General features: G+C 49.8%; 15 protein-coding genes. 10 read left to right on the plus strand and 5 right to left on the minus strand.

Annotated features, from left to right (window positions below; translation table 11 throughout):
• The first annotated feature begins 27 nt into the window (after nucleotides 1-27).
• The 4 genes from SE18_RS20215 to SE18_RS20230 are packed head-to-tail and all read left to right on the plus strand — an operon-like array spanning nucleotide 28 to nucleotide 3,324.
• On the plus strand, nucleotides 28-345 hold the full coding sequence (locus SE18_RS20215) for a hypothetical protein (protein ID WP_054536284.1): 318 nt from the start codon (nucleotides 28-30) through the stop codon (nucleotides 343-345).
• A gap of 13 nt (nucleotides 346-358) precedes the next feature.
• Nucleotides 359-1,225 (plus strand): hypothetical protein, encoded by an 867-nt coding sequence (locus SE18_RS20220; RefSeq protein WP_054536285.1) that lies wholly within the window; start codon nucleotides 359-361, stop codon nucleotides 1,223-1,225.
• 29 nt (nucleotides 1,226-1,254) lie between these two features.
• Nucleotides 1,255-2,262, plus strand: a complete 1,008-nt coding sequence (locus SE18_RS20225) for a hypothetical protein (RefSeq protein WP_152976700.1) — start codon at nucleotides 1,255-1,257, stop codon at nucleotides 2,260-2,262.
• A gap of 33 nt (nucleotides 2,263-2,295) precedes the next feature.
• Entirely contained in the window at nucleotides 2,296-3,324 is a 1,029-nt protein-coding gene (locus SE18_RS20230; protein ID WP_054536287.1) for a hypothetical protein, read from the plus strand.
• 52 nt (nucleotides 3,325-3,376) lie between these two features.
• Here SE18_RS20230 and SE18_RS20235 read toward each other — a convergent pair whose 3' ends face one another.
• Nucleotides 3,377-4,042, minus strand: a complete 666-nt coding sequence (locus SE18_RS20235; protein WP_054536288.1) for a response regulator — start codon at nucleotides 4,040-4,042, stop codon at nucleotides 3,377-3,379.
• Nucleotides 4,043-4,199: 157 nt separating this feature from the next.
• Here SE18_RS20235 and SE18_RS20240 point away from each other — a divergent pair, with 157 nt between their 5' ends.
• The 6 genes from SE18_RS20240 to ruvX all read left to right on the plus strand — a co-directional run bounded on the left by SE18_RS20240 (nucleotide 4,200) and on the right by ruvX (nucleotide 13,263).
• Nucleotides 4,200-5,735 (plus strand): hypothetical protein, encoded by a 1,536-nt coding sequence (locus SE18_RS20240; protein ID WP_054536289.1) that lies wholly within the window; start codon nucleotides 4,200-4,202, stop codon nucleotides 5,733-5,735.
• A gap of 403 nt (nucleotides 5,736-6,138) precedes the next feature.
• On the plus strand, nucleotides 6,139-6,795 hold the full coding sequence (locus SE18_RS20245) for a hypothetical protein (protein ID WP_054536290.1): 657 nt from the start codon (nucleotides 6,139-6,141) through the stop codon (nucleotides 6,793-6,795).
• Nucleotides 6,767-7,600, plus strand: a complete 834-nt coding sequence (locus SE18_RS20250; protein WP_054536291.1) for a GNAT family N-acetyltransferase — start codon at nucleotides 6,767-6,769, stop codon at nucleotides 7,598-7,600. Before SE18_RS20245 ends, SE18_RS20250 begins: the two co-directional genes overlap by 29 nt.
• A 137-nt stretch (nucleotides 7,601-7,737) precedes the next feature.
• Entirely contained in the window at nucleotides 7,738-10,407 is a 2,670-nt protein-coding gene (alaS, locus tag SE18_RS20255) for an alanine--tRNA ligase (RefSeq protein ID WP_054536292.1), read from the plus strand.
• 388 nt (nucleotides 10,408-10,795) lie between these two features.
• Nucleotides 10,796-12,787: a hypothetical protein gene (locus tag SE18_RS20260; RefSeq protein WP_054536293.1), complete on the plus strand. Its 1,992-nt coding sequence runs from the start codon at nucleotides 10,796-10,798 to the stop codon at nucleotides 12,785-12,787.
• Entirely contained in the window at nucleotides 12,784-13,263 is a 480-nt protein-coding gene (gene ruvX / locus SE18_RS20265; RefSeq protein ID WP_054536294.1) for a Holliday junction resolvase RuvX, read from the plus strand. Before SE18_RS20260 ends, ruvX begins: the two co-directional genes overlap by 4 nt.
• 42 nt (nucleotides 13,264-13,305) lie before the next feature.
• On the opposite strand, the gene SE18_RS20270 is transcribed toward ruvX, so the two are convergent.
• From SE18_RS20270 to SE18_RS20285, 4 genes are all read right to left on the minus strand, one after another.
• Nucleotides 13,306-15,240, minus strand: coding sequence for a beta-galactosidase (locus tag SE18_RS20270; protein ID WP_054536295.1), 1,935 nt, complete (start codon nucleotides 15,238-15,240; stop codon nucleotides 13,306-13,308).
• Nucleotides 15,241-15,453: 213 nt separating this feature from the next.
• On the minus strand, nucleotides 15,454-16,332 hold the full coding sequence (locus tag SE18_RS20275) for a carbohydrate ABC transporter permease (protein ID WP_054536296.1): 879 nt from the start codon (nucleotides 16,330-16,332) through the stop codon (nucleotides 15,454-15,456).
• Between the two features lie 3 nt (nucleotides 16,333-16,335).
• A complete protein-coding gene (locus SE18_RS20280) occupies nucleotides 16,336-17,232 on the minus strand; it encodes a carbohydrate ABC transporter permease (RefSeq protein WP_083470047.1) in 897 nt (298 codons plus the stop codon).
• A 119-nt stretch (nucleotides 17,233-17,351) separates the two neighbouring features.
• Complete coding sequence (locus tag SE18_RS20285; RefSeq protein ID WP_054536297.1) at nucleotides 17,352-18,686, minus strand: ABC transporter substrate-binding protein; 1,335 nt, start codon at nucleotides 18,684-18,686, stop codon at nucleotides 17,352-17,354.
• Between the last annotated feature and the right edge of the window lie 266 nt (nucleotides 18,687-18,952).

An 18,952-nucleotide genomic window follows, 5' to 3' on the forward strand; every position in this document is an offset into this window, starting at 1 on the left:
TGATAGTGCAGCAGAATAGGAATCACGATGCAATGCCCAGAATGTAATGCGACCCTCACGAGCGCTGCTGGCAATTGTGATACGTGTGGCGCAGTCATCGACAACCAATTATTGCAGCTGGTGGTTGCACCGCCTGGTTCGCGGCCATTAACTGCCAAACAAGCGTGGCAATTCTTTTTGGTTGGTCTGATTCCTTGGTCAATAGTGTTCCTTTTTTGTTGGTGGTTTTTGAACGACGATAGCTGGCCATTTTGGCTGCTGATGGGAATTTTAGGTTTGTATTTGGTGGGTAAGCTAGGCCGATTAGCCATCGATCTTTGGCGTAGCAAAGCCCGCAAACAATGAAAGGCAACTATTTATGAACTGCCCAATTTGTAATACACCGCTGGCAACTGCGAGTCAGCCATGCCCAATTTGCAATCAGCGAACTCGGCGTTCGATTGCTACTCCACTCTTTGGCGAATTTCCCATGGCCAATGCCTACCAGCGAACTGAACCGATGTCCGAACCACTTTGGGAGCCAGAGGCCGAGCCAGCGCATGAACCTACAAAAGCAGAACTTGCATGGCTTGAAACCTTTGCGCCAACGACTATTCGGCTTACGAGTGATCAAAAGAGCTTACTTTTGGAGAGCAGCATATTTCATTTGACCATGCTGATCGCGGTTGCGTGGTTCGTGCTGCGCATCGAGCTAGCTGAGACGATTCCTGGCTTTTTCAAACTTGTATTCTTTGGTTGGGTTGGCTGGTATTTGATGGGCTATTTGCTTGATTTGCTGAGTGGCGTTGCTCAAGTCGCCGTCGATCGACTAGGCTCGAAATCGCACAGCAGCAGAAATAGCATCTATAAGGCTCGATTTGAGCGCGTTGGCAGACTCGATATAGACTGGACAACGTATAGATTGCTAGTCAAGGGAGCGATATATCAGATCAGTTATAGCCGCTTCTCCAAACGTTTATGGACAATCCATCAAGCGATTCCTAAGCAGTCATTAGATGCTCAACGTGCGCCCGAACGCGAAAATTGGTCTACGATGCTCTATCTTATTCTTTTTGTGGCCTTTTGGTATCTCTTTCGTTCGCCTACGCTGAATATTTTTAATCCCACGTTGGAGGCTATTGATCCCACTTTCTTTTGGGCGCTTGGCGAGACGCTTGCAATTATTGTGCTTGGGCGACTGTTAAGTGCGCTCGTAGGCCGCTTGCTGCATCCAACTACAAAATAAACTGAGCCATGAGAGAAATGATGAATGTCATGTATTGCCCAAAGTGTTATATCAAATTTCCGTCTGGTGAGCGCCGTTGCCCCAAATGTGGTGGGCCAGGCTTGCCCAGAAATACACCATTAAAAGCCAATTCAGTCCAACCCAAAACAGTTAGTCTAACTGGATCACAAAAGTCGAAGCTGTTGTTTAGTAGTGTTATGGGATTATTGTTTCTAGCAATACCCAGTAGCATTATTTTTGGCATTCTTTTGCCATTGCAATTTAATTGGCTATGGTTTTTGCTTGGTATAGGCATTATTTGTATTGGAATCTACACCAATAGTAGTTTGCACGAATTGCTTGATGGTACTGCTTCGGTTAAATCAGCGCAACTGCTTAAAGTTGATCGTTTTGATGTGGGTGCTAGGATCTGTTTTGGCTTCTTTCATGGTATTGGCCGATTAACGATTGATAATGCTATGTGTGAGGCAGCTACAGTAGGTGCAACGTATCAGTTGATTTATAGCCCGCGAAGTAAAATTGCTTGGAATATAGAACTTCAAACTGAACAAAAATCTAATACTATTGCTCATACACAACCAAATGCTCAGGAAAATGCAATAGCTCAATCAAAAAAGTTAAATTTTGCTCAGCGAAAAGAATTATTTTCAATGTTAATCAAAAATCTTATGCTAACCTCATTGTTTCCGATATATATACTTATTAATTCAAGTATCGATATGGCTAGTATAAGTATAATGGCTTTTGGTTTTATGCTTGGGATGGTTATGTTTACTGTATTTTACCTAAAAGAAGTCATTTTAATTGGATTAGATTTAATTTCAAATCCAATTGAAATTGATAATACCCGCTTGATCCGCGTAAAATTCACTTATAGACGAGGAAAAACACGTTATTATGCACACTTTGAAAATACTAATCGATTAATGATAAATGAGCAACAATATATGTATTTGATTGAAAATCAGCAGTATCATCTTAGCTATAGCCTATGGACGCGCAAGTTGTGGTATGCGCAATTAATCGATTCAAAATAATTATCATTTGAATGCACTTTAAGGATCAATATTATGTATTGCCCACGCTGTTATATCAAATTTCCATCAGGCGAAACTCGTTGCCCCAAATGTGGTGGGCCAGGCTTGCCAAGAAACACCCTATTAAAGCCTGCAACAGCTGCTCCAACGCAGGCTCCAAGCATGGCCATGACCAGCAAACAAAGCAGGTATCATCTAACCAAAGCGCTGTTTCCATTTTTAGTGATAACAGTGCCAATTATTGGAATATGTACACTTGTTTTAGCTAGAAATTTTACGTTGATTCCATTGTTGATCATTATTGGCTTGATTGTTGCAGCTATAGCTTTAAATAAACATTTATATGATTTTATTAACGATGTTGTGTATGTTGAAACAGATCAGTTGCTTAAAATTGAACGGATGTATATTAGGAAAGACTATCGGATTTACGTGGCTTTTTTTAAGCGCCTAGGTGATTTTCAAATTGATAGTGAGTTGTATGCAAATGCTCAATTACAATCATTTTATCGAATAATGTATAGCCCAAAAAGTAAAAAGCTTTGGAACATTAAACTTGAGTCAAATCAAGCAGCTATTGATCAATTATTAAATACGCAAGAAGTAGAAGATTTAAAAAATACTGAATATTTGGCAGCACAATCTCGATTATCGTTGAATCAACGCAAAGAGATTATTAAAATGATGTTGATGAATTTAGGACTTGGGGTGATTGTTGCATTTTTTGCAAGAGGTTCGATCGAACAGCTAATCGCAGGTTCTTTTAGCTTTAGCAATCTAGTTCAAGTGCTTTTTCTGTTTATGCTTTGGATGTTGATTATTCAAACTGCATTTCAGCTCATCGATTTAATCACAGGCAAGCTGGAATCATCGATTGATATCTGTATTGGTTTTGATCGCAGAAGTAGCCCACTGGGGAATCGCTATACGGCGAAATTTCAACAACTTGGCAAAACATTTGTTAATCAACAGCATTACATGCACATGCGCAAAGGTGAACGCTATCGGATCGTTTATAGTCGTTGGAGTAAGCTGGTGTGGGATGTGCAGAAAATTACTTAAACGCGCGCTAAAACGTAAAACCGCCACTCAGTTGAGCGGCGGCTTAGCAAAATTAACGCCCGGGTAAGGGATCGTCCATTGGCACAAGGCGTTGGCGTAGGGCATAAATCGCCGCCTGCGTGCGATCCGCCAAATGCAATTTCGACAAAATATTGCTAACGTGGGTTTTAACAGTTTTTTCACTGATGATCAGCGAATCGGCAATTTCACGGTTGGAATGGCCCCGGGCGATCAAGCGCAGCACATCCATTTCGCGCTCGGTCAGCGCTTCTGCATCGGGATCATTGTTGCGAGGCGTTGAGAACTCTTGCATCAATTTGGCAGCAACCTCTGGGTGCAAGACGGCCTCGCCACGTTTGGCTGAACGCACGGCGCGGGCTAATTCCAGCGGACTAACATCTTTCAACAAATATGAGATCGCGCCTGCTTTGATTGCAGGAAAGACTTTTTCATCGTCGGAGAACGACGTTAAGACGATAACTTGAGTGCTTGGGCTAACGGCCTTGACCCGACGGGTAGCTTCCACGCCATCAATTTCGGGCATCACCAAGTCCATAATCACCACATCTGGTAACAGTTGCTTAATTTGGCCAACTGCTTCGACAGGCATACCTGAATCGCCAACAACCTCAATATCGTCTTGGAGTTCGAGAAAATCACGCAAGCCTTGGCGGACAACCAGATGATCATCGACTAAAAAAACGCTAATACTTTCCATAAGAACCTCATTGTGAGTGAATCGCGCTCTATTGATTGTACACGCAATAGGCAAATCAGCGGCAACTGCTCACCACTTTTTCACTTCCAAGCGGCCAAAGCTGTGATATGCTCAGTACACGTTTGAGAGATCTCGGCCTAGTTTTGAAGGAATATCCATGAATCGAACACGTGTTGCAATAATTGGGCTAGTGGCGTTGCTGCTGGTGGCACTCGGCGCTAGCGGTTGGCTGTGGGTTGAACGAGGTACGCTTATCTCGCGCGATGCCACGACCCAAGCCGAATTTGGCAAATTGAAAGATCAAGTTACTGCTGCTGATGAGGTGCAAGATAAAAATCGCCAGCTGCAAGATCAAGTTACCGATTTACAAGAGCGGCTCAATAATCCGCCGACCAGTGTGGCCGAACCAACCAGCCCAGCGCTGGAGCCAACTGTCATCCCCGAGGCTGGCCCGACTCCAACCGTTGACCCTGCTGCTCCAACCCCAACTGGCCCAGGCGGCGTTGAGCCACCAGCCGAAATTGTTGAAGTGATGAAGCAAATTGAGCAAGAAGTGATTGCCTTGCGCGGCTTGCCTGAAGAACGGCCTGTGACTCGGCGCATGCTGACCCGCGATGAATTGCGCGATTACATTGTCAAAGAAATGGAAACCGAAAATACCCCAGAAGATTTTCGCCATGAAACCAGCCAAATGTGGATGCTTGGCTTAGCCGAAAAAGATATTGATTTGCAGCAATTGTATATCGATTTGCAAACTGAACAAATTGGCGGCTTCTACGACCCAGAAACTGATACCTTTTATATTATTGCTGAAAATAATAATTTTCCAGCAGCAGATCAAATTACTTACGCGCATGAATTTAATCACAACTTACAAGATCAATTGATCAACTTGCAAGATGGCTTGAAAGTTGGCGAATTTGATGCAGACCGCTCATTAGCGTTTCGTTCGTTGGTTGAAGGTGATGCAACCAAATTAATGAGCGATTGGCTGCAAACCGATTTAGTGCCGCGTATGTCGCCTGAGCAATTGCAAGATTTGTTGCGCACCTTGCAAGAACAACAAGACAGCAGCGACATTTTGGAAAAAGTACCAGGTGTCTTGCGCGATGGTTTGGTGTTTCCCTACGAAGATGGCTTGACCTTTGTTGAGAAAGTCTATGCAGCAGGCGGTTGGGAGGCAGTGACCAAGGCCTTGCAAGACCCACCAACCTCGACCGAGCAGATTTTGCACCCTGAAAAATATTTGAGCGCGACCCGCGATAACCCAAGCTTGCCCAATCAATTTGATCTCTTGCCAGTGCTTGGCACAGATTGGACGACCGCGATGACCAACACGGTTGGCGAGTTTGACGTTAAATCGTTGCTCAACTATACCGCGACTGCTGGCGATATAGACGCTGCAGCAGCAGGAATTGGTGGCGGTCGTATGACCCTGTATGAACATACCAGTGATTTCACGCCAGTATTGCAATGGACATTACGCTGGGATACCGCCACTGATGGCGATGAATTTTTGAGTTTATTCAACGGTACGCTTAACCCAAATGGCGATTTGCTGCTACGGGCTGGAGATCCAAACCGCAGCGATGATGATGTGCATGTTGGAGTAAAAGGCAGTGGCCAAGAATTTGTGATTGTTTTTAGCGCAAACCAAGATTTGGTGCGCAATGCCTTGAATGCTTTGCCCTAAATTGTGCTTGATAAGCCTGAACAAGCCCCTGTGCAACTGTGGTTGGGCAGGGGTTTTAAGTTCCCCTTCCCACGCGGCGAGCAACTTTTTTACTTGTTGCTTTGTCATCATCATCGTGCTGCGTTTGTGGGTTCCGCATCGAACCATTCTTCCGCTAGTTCATCAAAGATTTCCTGCCCACCCACCGATTGTCCTTGAGGGGGTACAGGGGGATTAAAGCCCCCTGTGTCTCCCGCCTTGAGGCGGGACGGAAGGGTAGTGATCATCAATGTTAGATAAAAACCTCGTTGAAAGGAGCAACTTAGGAAACGTAGCGAGGATGAAAAGCTAGCGCTAAGCTGCGAGACAATGCTATAATCGTTGCGACTGCCCATCGTTTTTGCAGTGGAATTTCGGAGGAGCTATGTCACGGCTCAATCATGAGACAAACGAATGGCATTGCAAGGTCGTGCTGTTTGGCCCACCTACCCGCAATGCAGTGAAACTAGCCGCCCAATTGGTTACAGCCATTCCGCTCGCTGAACGCGAAGTAACCTGGGATAGCCCGCCAACGGACGAACCAACCCTCGTAGCTCGTTACCGGCCTGCAAATGCTAGCCTCGGCGATATTAAGCCCGTCTACATGCTGCATGCCTTGCGTTCTGCTGGCTCAACTGCCGCCGACCGCCAGCACGTTTTGCATAATACCGATGGCGTGATTCTGCTGCTAGACCTTGAAAGCGAAGAGCAATCGATTTTTGCCGAGCGCGAGCTTGAACGCTTTTTGAGCACCTACGGCAAAACCATCGCTTCCATGCCCGTGCTTTTGCTTGGCGCTAGCCCGCTTGATGATGGCCAGCAGGCCCGTTTGAATGCCAATAGTCTCTCGTATTTTGCCGCCGAAAATGCGACAACCTTGCAACGGGCGTTGCATACCCTAACCAGCGGCCTCGAAGAAGATTCGGGCTTGGCTGGGATTGGCTTTGACCTTGATGATTTCGATAACGACGGCAGTGCTGTCGATCTCGATGATATAGAGTTTGATGATTTACATGCCTACGACGACGACGAACTCAAATAGACTCAGCCTGCGCCCAGCTACCAGCGCCGATCGCGAGCCGATTGTGGTTTGGTGCAATACCCTCTGGAATGGTCAACCAGATTATCTTGGCGATGTGTGGGATTATTGGTTGCCCCAAGGTCATTTGTATGTTGGCGAGATTGCTGGCTGGCAAGAACCGGTGGTTGTGCTGCGCCTGCGGGTGCTTTCGCCAACCCAAGCTTGGTTTGGTGGCTTACGGATTCATCCAGAATTGCAAGGCCAAGGCTTGGGGCGCGAGTTGGTCGAATATGCGATCGCATGGGCCAAAAGTTGGGGCGCGCACACCATCGGCTATATGACCGAGCGGAGCAATCATCGTATGCATTCGATGGCCGAAAAGCTCAATTTTGCCAATGTTGGCTTTATTGAATGGTATGGCTTGAACGATCTTGCTGCTGCTCCGGCCAATGTTGTGGCCGATGCAAGCTTGATCGATCTGAGCCAAGCCCAGAATTTGCACGATCATGGCGGGCGCTATGTGTATCAGTGGACGGTGCGCAACCTTGATCAAGCTGAGCTTGAACGCCGTACTGCTAGCCAAGAACTGTATGTGCTGTCTGATCGCAGCGGCTGGATGATTTGCCAGCCAGATGGCTTTATTGCCCATATCGAAGGCGATGCTACCGCCCAAGCTACGCTTTTGGCCCATGCTCGCACTCTGCCCGAATGCCAAGAGCTGCTGACTCCAATGTGGCGTGGTAGTCGTCAAGCCCAATTAATTGCCCAACTCAACTGGCACGATACCAACGAAGCCTATAGTTTGTTTGAATTAGACCTGCGCTGAACGCAAATAGCCCATCAGCATCGTGTATAATCGTGAGAGCACAGAGCATAGAACATAGAACATTAATGGTTTGAGCACAATAATTGGCTTTGTTCTATGCTCTTTGTTCTATGTTCTTAATATCTTGAGGTTCCCAAATGAAAGGTTCAGAGCTACGGCAGCGTTTCTTAGACTACTTTGCGCGGCAAGGGCACGCCGTCGTGCCAAGTAGCTCGCTGATTCCTGCCGATAATCCCACCCTGTTGTTTACAGTGGCTGGGATGGTTCAGTTTAACGATGTCTTTTTGGGCCGCGAAAGCCGCCCTTACAGCCGCGCAGTTTCGTCGCAAAAATGCTTGCGCATCTCTGGCAAGCAAAACGACCTCGAAAATGTTGGGCCATCGCCGCGCCACCATACCTTTTTTGAAATGCTGGGCAATTTTTCGTTTGGCGATTATTTCAAAAAAGATGCAATTCGTTTTGCATGGGAGTTTCTGACCCAAGAAATTGGGCTTGATCCCAAACGCATGTGGGTCAGCATTTACGAAGGCGATGATCAGATTCCTGCCGACGAAGAAGCCCACGATTTATGGCTGGCCTATATGCCTGCTGAGCGGATTTTGCGCTTCGATGCCAAAGATAATCTGTGGTCTGCCGGCGATGTTGGGCCACGCGGACCATGCTCAGAAATTCATTATTACATTGGCGACGATCCTGATAACCAAGTGCCAGAAGGAGTCAACTCCGAAGACGACACCTACATGGAAATTTGGAACTTGGTGTTTATGCAATACAACCGTGATGAAAACGGCGTATTGACTCCGCTGCCCAAGCCATCAATCGACACTGGAATGAGCCTCGAACGCTTGGCAATCGTCAAACAAGGCGTGTTTCGCTCGTATGAAACCGACTTGTTTACCCCAATTATTCACACGGTGATGGAATTGCTGGGCACTGGCAGCGAACATTATCAAGCGAATAGCTCGGCCTATCACGTGGTGGCCGACCATAGCCGCTCGATCGCTTTTATGATTGCCGACGGCTTGCGGCCTGGCAACGAAGGCCGTTCGTATGTGCTGCGCCGTTTGGTGCGCCGCGCCGCCTATTTTGGCCAAACCATCGGCTTCAAAGCGCCATTCTTGGCCGAAACGATCACTACGGTGATCGATATGATGGGCGATGCCTACCCAGAGTTGCGCAGCAAACAAAGCTACATTGCCGAGGTAGTGACTGGCGAAGAAGAACGCTTCAACAAAACCTTGGCTGGCGGTTTGCGCCAACTCGAAGCAATGTTGCCAAATCAAGCAGATAAAGCAGTATTTAGCGGGGCTGATGCCTTCAAGCTCTACGATACCTACGGCTTTCCGCTCGACTTGACCGAACGAATTGTGGCCGAACGTGGCTTGACAGTTGACTTGGCAGGCTATGAGGCTGAGCTTGAAGCGCAACGCGCTCGTGGCCGCGGAGCTGCCCAATTCAAAAAAGGCGCAGTTACCGAGCGCTGGGCAGAGCGCAATTTGGCCCCAACCAGCTTCACTGGCTATCACGAGCTAGAAAGCTGGGGCCATGTGCTGGCGCTAGAATTTGATGGCGAAGAACTTGGCACCGTCCAACGTGGCCAAGAAGTCGCTTTTGTGCTTGATCGCACGCCATGTTACGCCGAAAGTGGCGGCCAAATGGGCGATAGCGGCCTGTTGGTTGGGCCACATGGCAAAATTGTGATCGACGATGTGCAAAAGCCTGTGCCTGGCGTGTTTGTCCATCGTGGGCGGGTGAGCGAAGGCAGCGTGAGCCTTGGCGAGCAAGTAACCGTCACGGTTGATGCAGCTCGTCGCCGCGATATTGTGCGTAATCACACCGCCACCCACTTGTTGCACCGCGCATTGCGCGACAGCTTGGGCGATCATGCAGAGCAAAAAGGCTCGTTGGTTGCGCCAGAGCGCTTGCGCTTCGACTTCAACAACCAAAAAGGCTTGAGCAGCGACCAACTGCAGCAAATCGAAGACCAAGTAAACGCTTGGATTCGCGCTGATAGCAAGGTTGAGGCAGCAGAAATGGCTCTGCCACAAGCCCGCGAATTGGGTGCAATGGCCTTGTTTGGCGAGAAATATGGCGATGTTGTGCGCGTCGTGACCGTTGGTTGTGGCGATAGCAGCGATCATGTGCACGTCAACAGCGAAGCTCCGGTTTGCTCACGCGAGCTGTGTGGCGGCGTTCACGTTGCCCGCACTGGCGAAATTGGCTTTTTCAAAATCGTCAGCGAAGGCTCGGTGGCCTCAGGCGTGCGCCGAATCGAGGCCGTCACTGGTCGCGCCGCTGCCGAATGGGTCAGCCAACAAGCCCAATTAATTCGTACCTTGGGCGAGAAACTTGGTGCGCAGCCTGGCAAAGTTGAAGAAAAACTCGATGCCTTGTTGCTCGACCAAAAAGCCCGCCGCGACGAAATCGAACGCTTGCGTGGCGAATTAGCTGCTGGTCAAGTCGATAGCTTACTAGCCCAAAAAACTGAGCAAGCAGGCACGCCATTGGTTGTGGCACGGGTTGAAGCCAGCGACGCTGATAGCTTCCGCCGACTTGGTGAGCAACTACGCGATAAACTTGGCAGCGGTGTCGTCATTCTTGGCACGGTCATCGATGGCAAGCCGTTGTTGCTCGCAGCAGCAACCGCCGACCAAGTTAAAGCTGGTCGCCATGCTGGCAATTTGGTCAAAGCCTTGGCCGCCAAAGTTGGTGGTGGCGGTGGTGGCCGCGCCGATTTTGCTCAGGCAGGCGGTCGCGATGCAGCTGCGCTTGATCAAGCTTTGGCTGAAGCCAGCAGTTTGCTGTAGCCGGAAATTCCCCAGCCTCGCCCTCACTAAGCGGGAACGAGGCTCTGCAAGGGTAGGTTTCTGCTGAGCATCACGAATTCACAGGTTCATCAGTGGATGCTTGCGACCCTTAACATGTCCTTGAGGGGGTGCAGGGGGATTAAAGCCCCCTGCGTCTCCCGCTGGCGGGACGGAAGGGTGGTGATCTCAATCGGTTGTTAAAACCTACACTTGTAAGAGAGGTGTTGGAGTTGAGGGAACGCTCTTAGCCTACCCCAATCGCCCAATGAGGCAACAAACTGTGGTGTTGTCCTCAGCGGTAGCAGATCGTTGTACAATAAAGCCGAGATTCTACCAAATACCACAATATTCGACGTGTGTTCATTCTGAAAGCTTTGGGGGCAACCCAATGACAACTGGCAAAACTGAACTGATCACCATTGCCCTTGCTGATTCAATCGATAGTATTCTTCAGCAGGTGCGTAATGCCAAAGCAGAGCATGTTGATATCTTCATGCCCGAAGGTTCGATTTCGTTACAAAGCCGTAAAACCTGCGATCGATTGCGCGAAACTGCCAACCGCGAAGGTATCGAACTGACGCTCTATACCAGCGATCCCAAAGTTGTCAAAGCTGCTTTGACCTGCCAGATGATGGTGGTAGAAATTGAGCCAAGCGTAGTAGCCAGCAAGCCTGCGCCAGCTGCCGCAGCTCCAGCCCAGCCAGTTGCTCCTGTTAGCCCCGAAGAAGATTTCTTGGCTTCGCTGGAAGGTTTGCCCACAGCTTCGACGACCGACCGTTTGCAAACCAGCTCGAGCGTAAGCAAGCCAATTGCAAGCCAACCAATTCCCAAGCCTGCGCCCCAACAGCCACGCAGTGAAATTGACGATTGGGCTGATGCCTTGGATAGCCTTTCGGTGGCTTCAACTGCTGGCGAAACTGGCTTGCGCCAACATGAGCAAGCTCGTGGCAACGACAACTGGGATTTTGATGGCTTCAACGATTTCTCGGATACGCTCAGCGGTGATACCGCTACTGCTACTGCTACTGCACCCCCAGCTCGCCCGCGCATTCGCCCAGAAGATATTGAATTAACCAGCGATGACATGCAGCGCCAAGATGCCAAAGCCCGCCGCGCACGATCTGAACAAAAGCGCGCCGACGAAAAGGCCGAACTCAAGCAACAAAACGCGCCAAAACGCAATTATCCGTTGTGGGGCATGCTGATTCTGGCGGCGATTGCGATTGCTGTCTTGTTATGGTTTTTGTTTGGCAATAAGGTTGCGAGTGGGGTTACGATTTTGGTGCGGCCAGCCCCAAGTTTGGGTGGCCAAACCTACGAAGATGTGCGGCTCAACTATCAAGCAGACCCAATTAGCGAGCCAAGCTCAGCGGCAATTCAAGGCCGTTTGATTACGGTGCCAATTTCGGTGCCAGTGCGTGGCACGGTCATAACCGCAACTGAGCAGCCAGATCAAGCTGCTAGTGGCCGTCTCGAAGTTTATAATCGCAATACCCAAGCCTATCCGATTCCGCCAAATACGCGGGTTAAGGTGCTCAACGCTGCTGGCGAAGAAATTATTTTCTTGACCCAAGGCGAGGCGACGATTCCCGAAGCGAGCAGCAGCATTACTGGCGTGACCAACGGGGTTGGATCAATCCAAATTGTGGCCAGCGCTGGTGGCACTCGCTACAACATGCCAGCCAGCGGCGATGTTATTTGGACGATTGAAGGCTACGAAGGCGCACTGTTTGCGATCAATTCTGAGCCAGTTCAAGGCGGCACGACTGCCCTGTTAAAATTGCCAACTGAAGCAGATTGGCTGCCACTGTTGCCCCAAGCTGTAGCCCAATTTCGCAGTGCAATCCCTGCCCAAATGCAAACTGTGCTGCAAGAAGGCGAAGTGCTTGCTGATGTAAATTTCTTGCCCAATGTCGATGATTTGACCCAAGACCCAAGCTTATATGATGTGCAGACCCGCCCAGTAGCTGGCACCGATGGCGATTTTGAGTTGATTGTAACCGCAAATTTTCAGGGCTTGGCGGTGCGTGGCAATTTTGCCGAACAACTAAATCGAGCCTTGCCAAATGCCTTGCGGATCAAAGATCCATCGTTCAGCACCGATACTAGCAGCATCGTCAAAAGCGAAGTTCGGCTCGATGATTCGGGCGCGAGTTTGTTGTTGGCAACGGTTGAAGTTGCGCCAAAAACCAATCTTGGCTTGCCCGATAGTACCAAGCTGAAGATTGCCGAAAGTATCAAAGGCCTAACCCCAGCAGAGGCCATGGTGCAATTGCAAGCCTTGCGCGAAAGTGGCTTGATTGGCGATATTGTTTCCGTGCCCGAGGTGGAGCGCCTGCCAATCGACCCTGCCGAAATCAATGTTCAGGTGCAAGAATGAGCGAGCGACCCAGCCGTGGCCGTATTATCGCCTTGGATGTTGGCAATAAACGTATTGGCGTGGCAATGTGTGATCCCGAGCGGATTATCGCCAGCGGCCAGCCGACGTTGCCCGCGCAACCAAGCGATAAAGCCTATGCTCAGCTTTTACAAATGATTGCTGATAATGAAGTGGTTGAGTTGGTGATTGGGCTGCCGTTAACCTTGCGTGGCGAGGTTGGCACTCAGGCCAAGGCGGTGCAAGCCTTTATGCGTGGTCTGCAAAAACGCACCAATATTCCCATCACCTTGTATGATGAGCGGTTTACCAGCGTTGAGGCTGAGCGCTCGCTCGAAGCGATGGGCATCAAAAAAAGCAAACATCGCGATCACGTCGATGAACTAGCGGCAATTTTAATCTTGCAAGATTATATGAGCTCGATTGCCCCGCCGCGCCCGCTCTACCACGACCCTGATCACGATGATGATTGGGATTAACGAACAAGCCCCGTTGATGCTACTCAACAGGGCTTGTTTGTTTTAGGCTTGTTGCAACCAACGAACGCCTAAGCTGGCAATTTCGCAGCTATTGCTGAATTCCTCGCCACTCAAGCGATCGTGCCATGTGCCTTGTAGCTTGATCGTTTGAGCTTGCTCGCCATGGTTGCACCACAACACTCCATCAGTTAATTCAATTCGCTCAATATCGTCGGGCAAGCGTTGAGCATCAGGCCACAAGCGTGGCAAGAGATCGCCCAAAATTTCCTCGGTTGGATAGCAGCCCATCAACACTGCCAAGCCCTTGCCATAGGTTGCGGCGCTAATCGCGGCCTGCCCAGCAGCATAGCACTGATCCCACGTCGCCAACGTATTGGCGTGGCTCACGTTCAGCACTTCCATCCACAGCGGCGCGGTGTAGCTGGCATCGCCAAGCTTTACTGCCCATGGCTTAGCCGGATCAAGCGCGCTCCATTCGGCCACATCAGCGCCAAACAAATCGGTCAAACCGCTCGGGAAGCCATCAGGAGCTGTGCGATTATCGCTGCGTTTGGTCAAACTGCGTGGAGTGCAGATCAATGTGCCGCCTGCTTGCACCCACTCGCGCCAGCCAGCAGTTTCAGCAGGGTTATCGAGCATTGGGGCTACAGCAATCGCCAATTGATACTCGTCAAGTGGTGTGCCACGTTGCACAATATCCACCCCAACACCATAGCTGGTGAGCGTGCGATGAATCGTGCGCAACAGCTGCCAATAGCTCCAGCCTTGGGCATGTGGATCAAGCTGTTGCGCCCAATGATCGTCGTAGGAAACGAGCAAGGCAACTTTGCGCGGGGCTGCTTCTGGCTGGCCATGCTGTTGCCATTCGTCGGCAACAACGCGGGCTTCGACGCTGCCACGGGCTGGCCGATTGGCATGATCGCGCAGGCCGCTATGATATTGCTCTTGGCCAAGCCAGCAGGCGCGCCAGCGAAAATACAACACATTGGCTGCGCCATGAGCTGCATCTTGGTAGCTCCACAAACGCACTTGGTTGGGCGGCACTGGCGGATTGGTCGGAGTCCAGTTGATTTGGCCTGGCTGTTGCTCCATCACCCAAAATGGCTGGCGTTTGAGGCCACGAATGTGATCGTGATACATCGAGACTGCTTGCCAGTTGGGAAAGCCATGCGGATAGTTATCCCAAGCAATCGTATCAACTTGTTTGGCCATATCAAACCAATTAATCTCATCGTCGCCAGGGGCAATGTTGGTTAAAATTGTGCGATTTGGCGAGTGCTGGCGCAAAATGTCTGCTTGCATGCCACAGTAAGCAACCTGCTGATCCGAGGCAAAGCGCCGATAATCGAGCACCAGCGAAGGATTATGGCCGCCACCGACTGGCACATTTGGCAAGGGAATTTGTTGCCAATCGCTGTAGGTTTGGCTCCAAAATGCAGTGCCCCAAGCCTCGTTCAAGCCCGCCAAATCGCTATAGCGTTGTTCGAGCCATTGGCGGAAGGCTGCGGCGCAATGCTCGCAATAGCAACGAGCTGAGCCATGATTGCCAATTTCGTTATCGATTTGCCAGGCGGCGATTGCAGGATGGTTGCCATAACGCTCAGCCATGGCGCTGACGATTTGGCGGCTATATTCGATATACTCGGGATTGACCAAACAAGCTTGGCGCCGCCCACCATGGCCTAAACGCCGACCTTGAGCATCGATCCGCATCAGGTCTGGCTGGCGATGAGTTAGCCATGCTGGCGGCGTGGCAGTGGGCGTGCCAAGCACAATTTTCAAGCCTTGACTGGCCAAGGTTTCAATTGCTTGATCAAGCCAAGCCCAATCGTATTGGCCTGCTGCTGGCTCCATCAAGGCCCAAGCAAATTCGCCGATCCGCACATAGTCTAAGCCCAAGGCCCGCATTTGCTGGGCATCATCGGCCCACCACGTTTGTGGCCAATGCTCCGGATAATAACAAACACCTAATGGCATAAAAAAACCTCTTTTGACAAGGATGAAGGATGAACCCAAACGTGAGAAGATTAAGTTTTTAACCACGAAGGACACGAAGAGCACTAAGTTTCGATCAATCGGCGACTAAAATTTTGTTGCAATTTAGGCATTTAACAAATCTAACATTCGGGTTCTTCGCGTTCTTAGCGGTTAAATTTCATCCCTCATAATTCATCCTTCATAATTCAGTCGTTATCCTTTGACTGCGCCTGCGAGTGCGCCGGAAATAAATTGGCGTTGGAAGGCGATAAAAATCATCATAATTGGCAAGGTTGTGAGCGCCGTGCCCATCATCAATTGGCCATAATCGATAATCGACAAGCCAACGAGGGCATTGATCCGCACGGGCAGGGTTTCCATGGCTTTATCGCGCATAATAATCAATGGCCAGAAGAAGCTGTTCCATTGAAACATAAACGAATAAATCGCCAAGGCTGCCAAGGTTGGGCGCATAGTTGGCAAGGCAACCTTCGTGAAAACTCGCCATTCGCTGGCGCCATCCATGCGCGCAGCATCAAGCAAATCGTCGGGCAAGGCTTGCATGCTTTGGCGCATCAAGAAAATGCCAAACGGATTGGCTAGCGCTGGCAGAATCACTGCTTGGTAGCTGCTGATCCAGGTTGGGTTGCCAAAAAAGGTAATTTTGGCCATCAGTTGAAACAGCGGCACAGCGGTGACGTGATAGGGAATCATCAAGACCAACAAAAACATGCCAAACAACACCGAGCGCCCGCGAAAACGGAATTTGGCAAAGGCATAGCCAGCCAGCGAGGCAATAAACACGCTCAGGCTAGCATAGACCACCGCAATAAAGGCCGAATTAAACAGCGAGCGCCCGAAGCCATTGGCAAAAAGCCCTTGAATATTTGCCCAAGCCGAGCTACCAAACCACAGGTGCGGCGGAAAGCGCAACACTTCGCTCGAAGGCTGTGAGGCTTGAACAAACATATAATAAAAGGGAAACAGCGAGAAGAAGGCCCCAATCACCAACACAATGTAGATCATGATGCGTTGGAAACGGCTGACCAACGACTTTGGCATGCCATCGTTTGCAAGCTTGGTTTTTGCCATCGCTTAGTCCTCCCCGCGCTGAGCAAGCCGAAATTGCAGCAGCGAAAAGGCTGCAATGATCAACACCATCACATAGGCAATTGCCGACGCATAATTAATTTCAGCACTTTGGAATGCAGTGCGATAGAGCAAGGTTGCCATACTCAGGGTCTCGTTGGATGGCCCGCTGCGGGTTAGCAGATATGGCTCATCGAAAATTTGTAGCGTGCCGATTGTTGAAAGCACGGTGGTCAACAGAATTGTTGGGCGCATCATCGGCACGGTAATTGACCAAAATTTGGCCCATGCGCCAGCGCCATCGAGCTCAGCAGCCTCGTACAACTCATCGGGAATGCTCTGCAAACTGGCGAGATAAATCACCATGTTGTAGCCTGTCCAGCGCCATGTAATTGCGGTAATTAGCGAGAATTTAGCGGGCCATGCATTGCTGAGCCAAGGCACCGATTGAATGCCCAAGCCATTCAGCACATAATTGACTAAGCCTTTTTCATCGTTTAGCAGCAGCCGAAAGATCAAGGCTACCGCGAAGAGTGCGGTAATTGCTGGCAGAAAATAAATTAAGCGAAAGACAGTGCGAAACTTCAAAACGGCATTATTGAGAATGACCGCCAAAACCATTGCCAAGCCAAGTTGCAATGGCACTTGAAACAGCAACAGAAACACCGTGTTGGTCAACGCTTTGCGAAATACTTTATCGCCAAATAAGCGGCGATAATTATCAAAGCTAAAGCCACTGTTGGGGTTAAGTTGGCTCTCGAAGCTCAATTGCAACGAAGAAACAATTGGATAGAGCATAAAGATGCCAAACACCAACAAGGCTGGCAACAAAAACATGTACGGGGTAAGTCGCCGTCGCCATTGGTGGCGGCGCTCTGCTGGCGTGAGCATCTGCGACCCCATAGAACCCTCCTAGGCATGACCATTAATTGGCGAGAGTAACCAGCATTCCCGCAGGTATTAAGCCAAACTCCCCTCTCCCGCCCGCAGGCGAGAGAGGGGTTGGGAATGCGAGCATAAACTTACTGGGCGATTTCGCGGCCAGTTTGGTTGGCTAATTCGTCGGCTGCCTCTTGCAGGGCTTGTTTGGGGTCCATGCCTTGGCTCAAGACTTTAGATTGGGCTGAGGCCAACACAGCTTGACCTTTAGCATAATCTTTGGTGTAGGTTGCTGGTGGAATGTTTTTGATTTCATCAGCAAACATCTTCCAAATTGGTTGATTGTTGAAGAAGGCGACTGGTTTGCTATACAGATCGGCGCTGTAGGCTGGCTGATAGCTTGGCCAAATCCCAAATTTTTCCATCATGAGATTTTGGCCTTCGTTGGTGGCCAAGGCGTACTCGACGAATGCCCAGGCAGCATCAATATTTTTGCTTGCTGCGGGGATTGCCAAGGTTGAGCCACCAAGGTTAGCAGCGCGATTGCCGCCCTTTTCGAAGGCTGGCAACAACATTACATCCCATTTGCCCGAGAGATCAGGCGCTTGGTCGATGATGGTGCCGCTATACCATACGCCGAAGGGAACGGTGGCAACGTCGCCGTTTTTGGTAGCGGCAACCGTGCCATCCCAGCCATTGATATTGGCGATTAAGCCTTTATCGTTGATTTCTTTGAGCAAGGTCAGGGCTTGAACTGATTTTTCGTTGGTCAGGTTAATTTTGCCATCGCTGTTGAAGTAGCAGCACACACCCAATTGATTGGTCATCATGCGGAAGCCAGCATCATCGGCCACAATATCGACGGGCAAGAGCTTGGTTTTGCCACCGGTAGTGGTCAAAATCTTTTCGCCAGCAGCGATCAAATCGGCCCATGTTTCAATCGATTTGGGGTCTACGCCAGCTTGCTGGAAGATATCGACCCGGTACCACAAGCCAGTTGGGCCTGAATCCCAAGGAATCGAGCGAATTTTATCGTTGATTTTCGATTGGGCCCATTTTGAAGGATCGAAATCTTTTTCGTATTTGCTGGCGCGGCTGGTTAAGTCGGCCAAGCCTTCGGGGAAGGTTGCGGTATAAACATCCATACGGTCGGATTCGATTGCAACGACATCGGGTAAGCCAGCGCCGCCAGCTTGCAGGCCGGTCGTTAGCCGATCATAAACATCTGTGCGCCCAAGGTCTTGGATTGTAACTTTGACGTTGGGATATTTTTGGTTGAACGAAGGTACGGTAGCTTCGAGGCTTTTGGCAGCCACGTTCCAAGCCCAAACCGTAATTTCGCCTTTGACATCTGCAGGGTTGGTTGAGCCAGTGTTGCCACTGGTGGTTGTTGCGGTGCTATCGCTGCCACAGGCAGCCAAAATCAGGGTCAAGACCAATAAACTAATCAGCGAAAGATGCATATTTCGGCGAACCATCAGCGGATCTCCTTGCGCTACATTGCACATATCACCATTACCATCCGACTATCGATAGGAGCGTTCTTCAGCATGGATGTTACGTCTGCCAAGCCTCCTTTGGATGATTAACACGAGTGGGAAATTCAACGGATAAAGCATATCACGCTATCAGTATCATAGCATATTATTCCTAATTCGTGGGAGCGTTTCCATTGGTCTAATTATCCTAGCTTTGGGGGTGATTCGGCTGGAGAAGAAGTGCGAGGTCGATTAGTTAGCTGTGT

Origin of the sequence: Herpetosiphon geysericola (assembly GCF_001306135.1) — a bacterium.
Lineage (GTDB): Bacteria > Chloroflexota > Chloroflexia > Chloroflexales > Herpetosiphonaceae > Herpetosiphon > Herpetosiphon geysericola.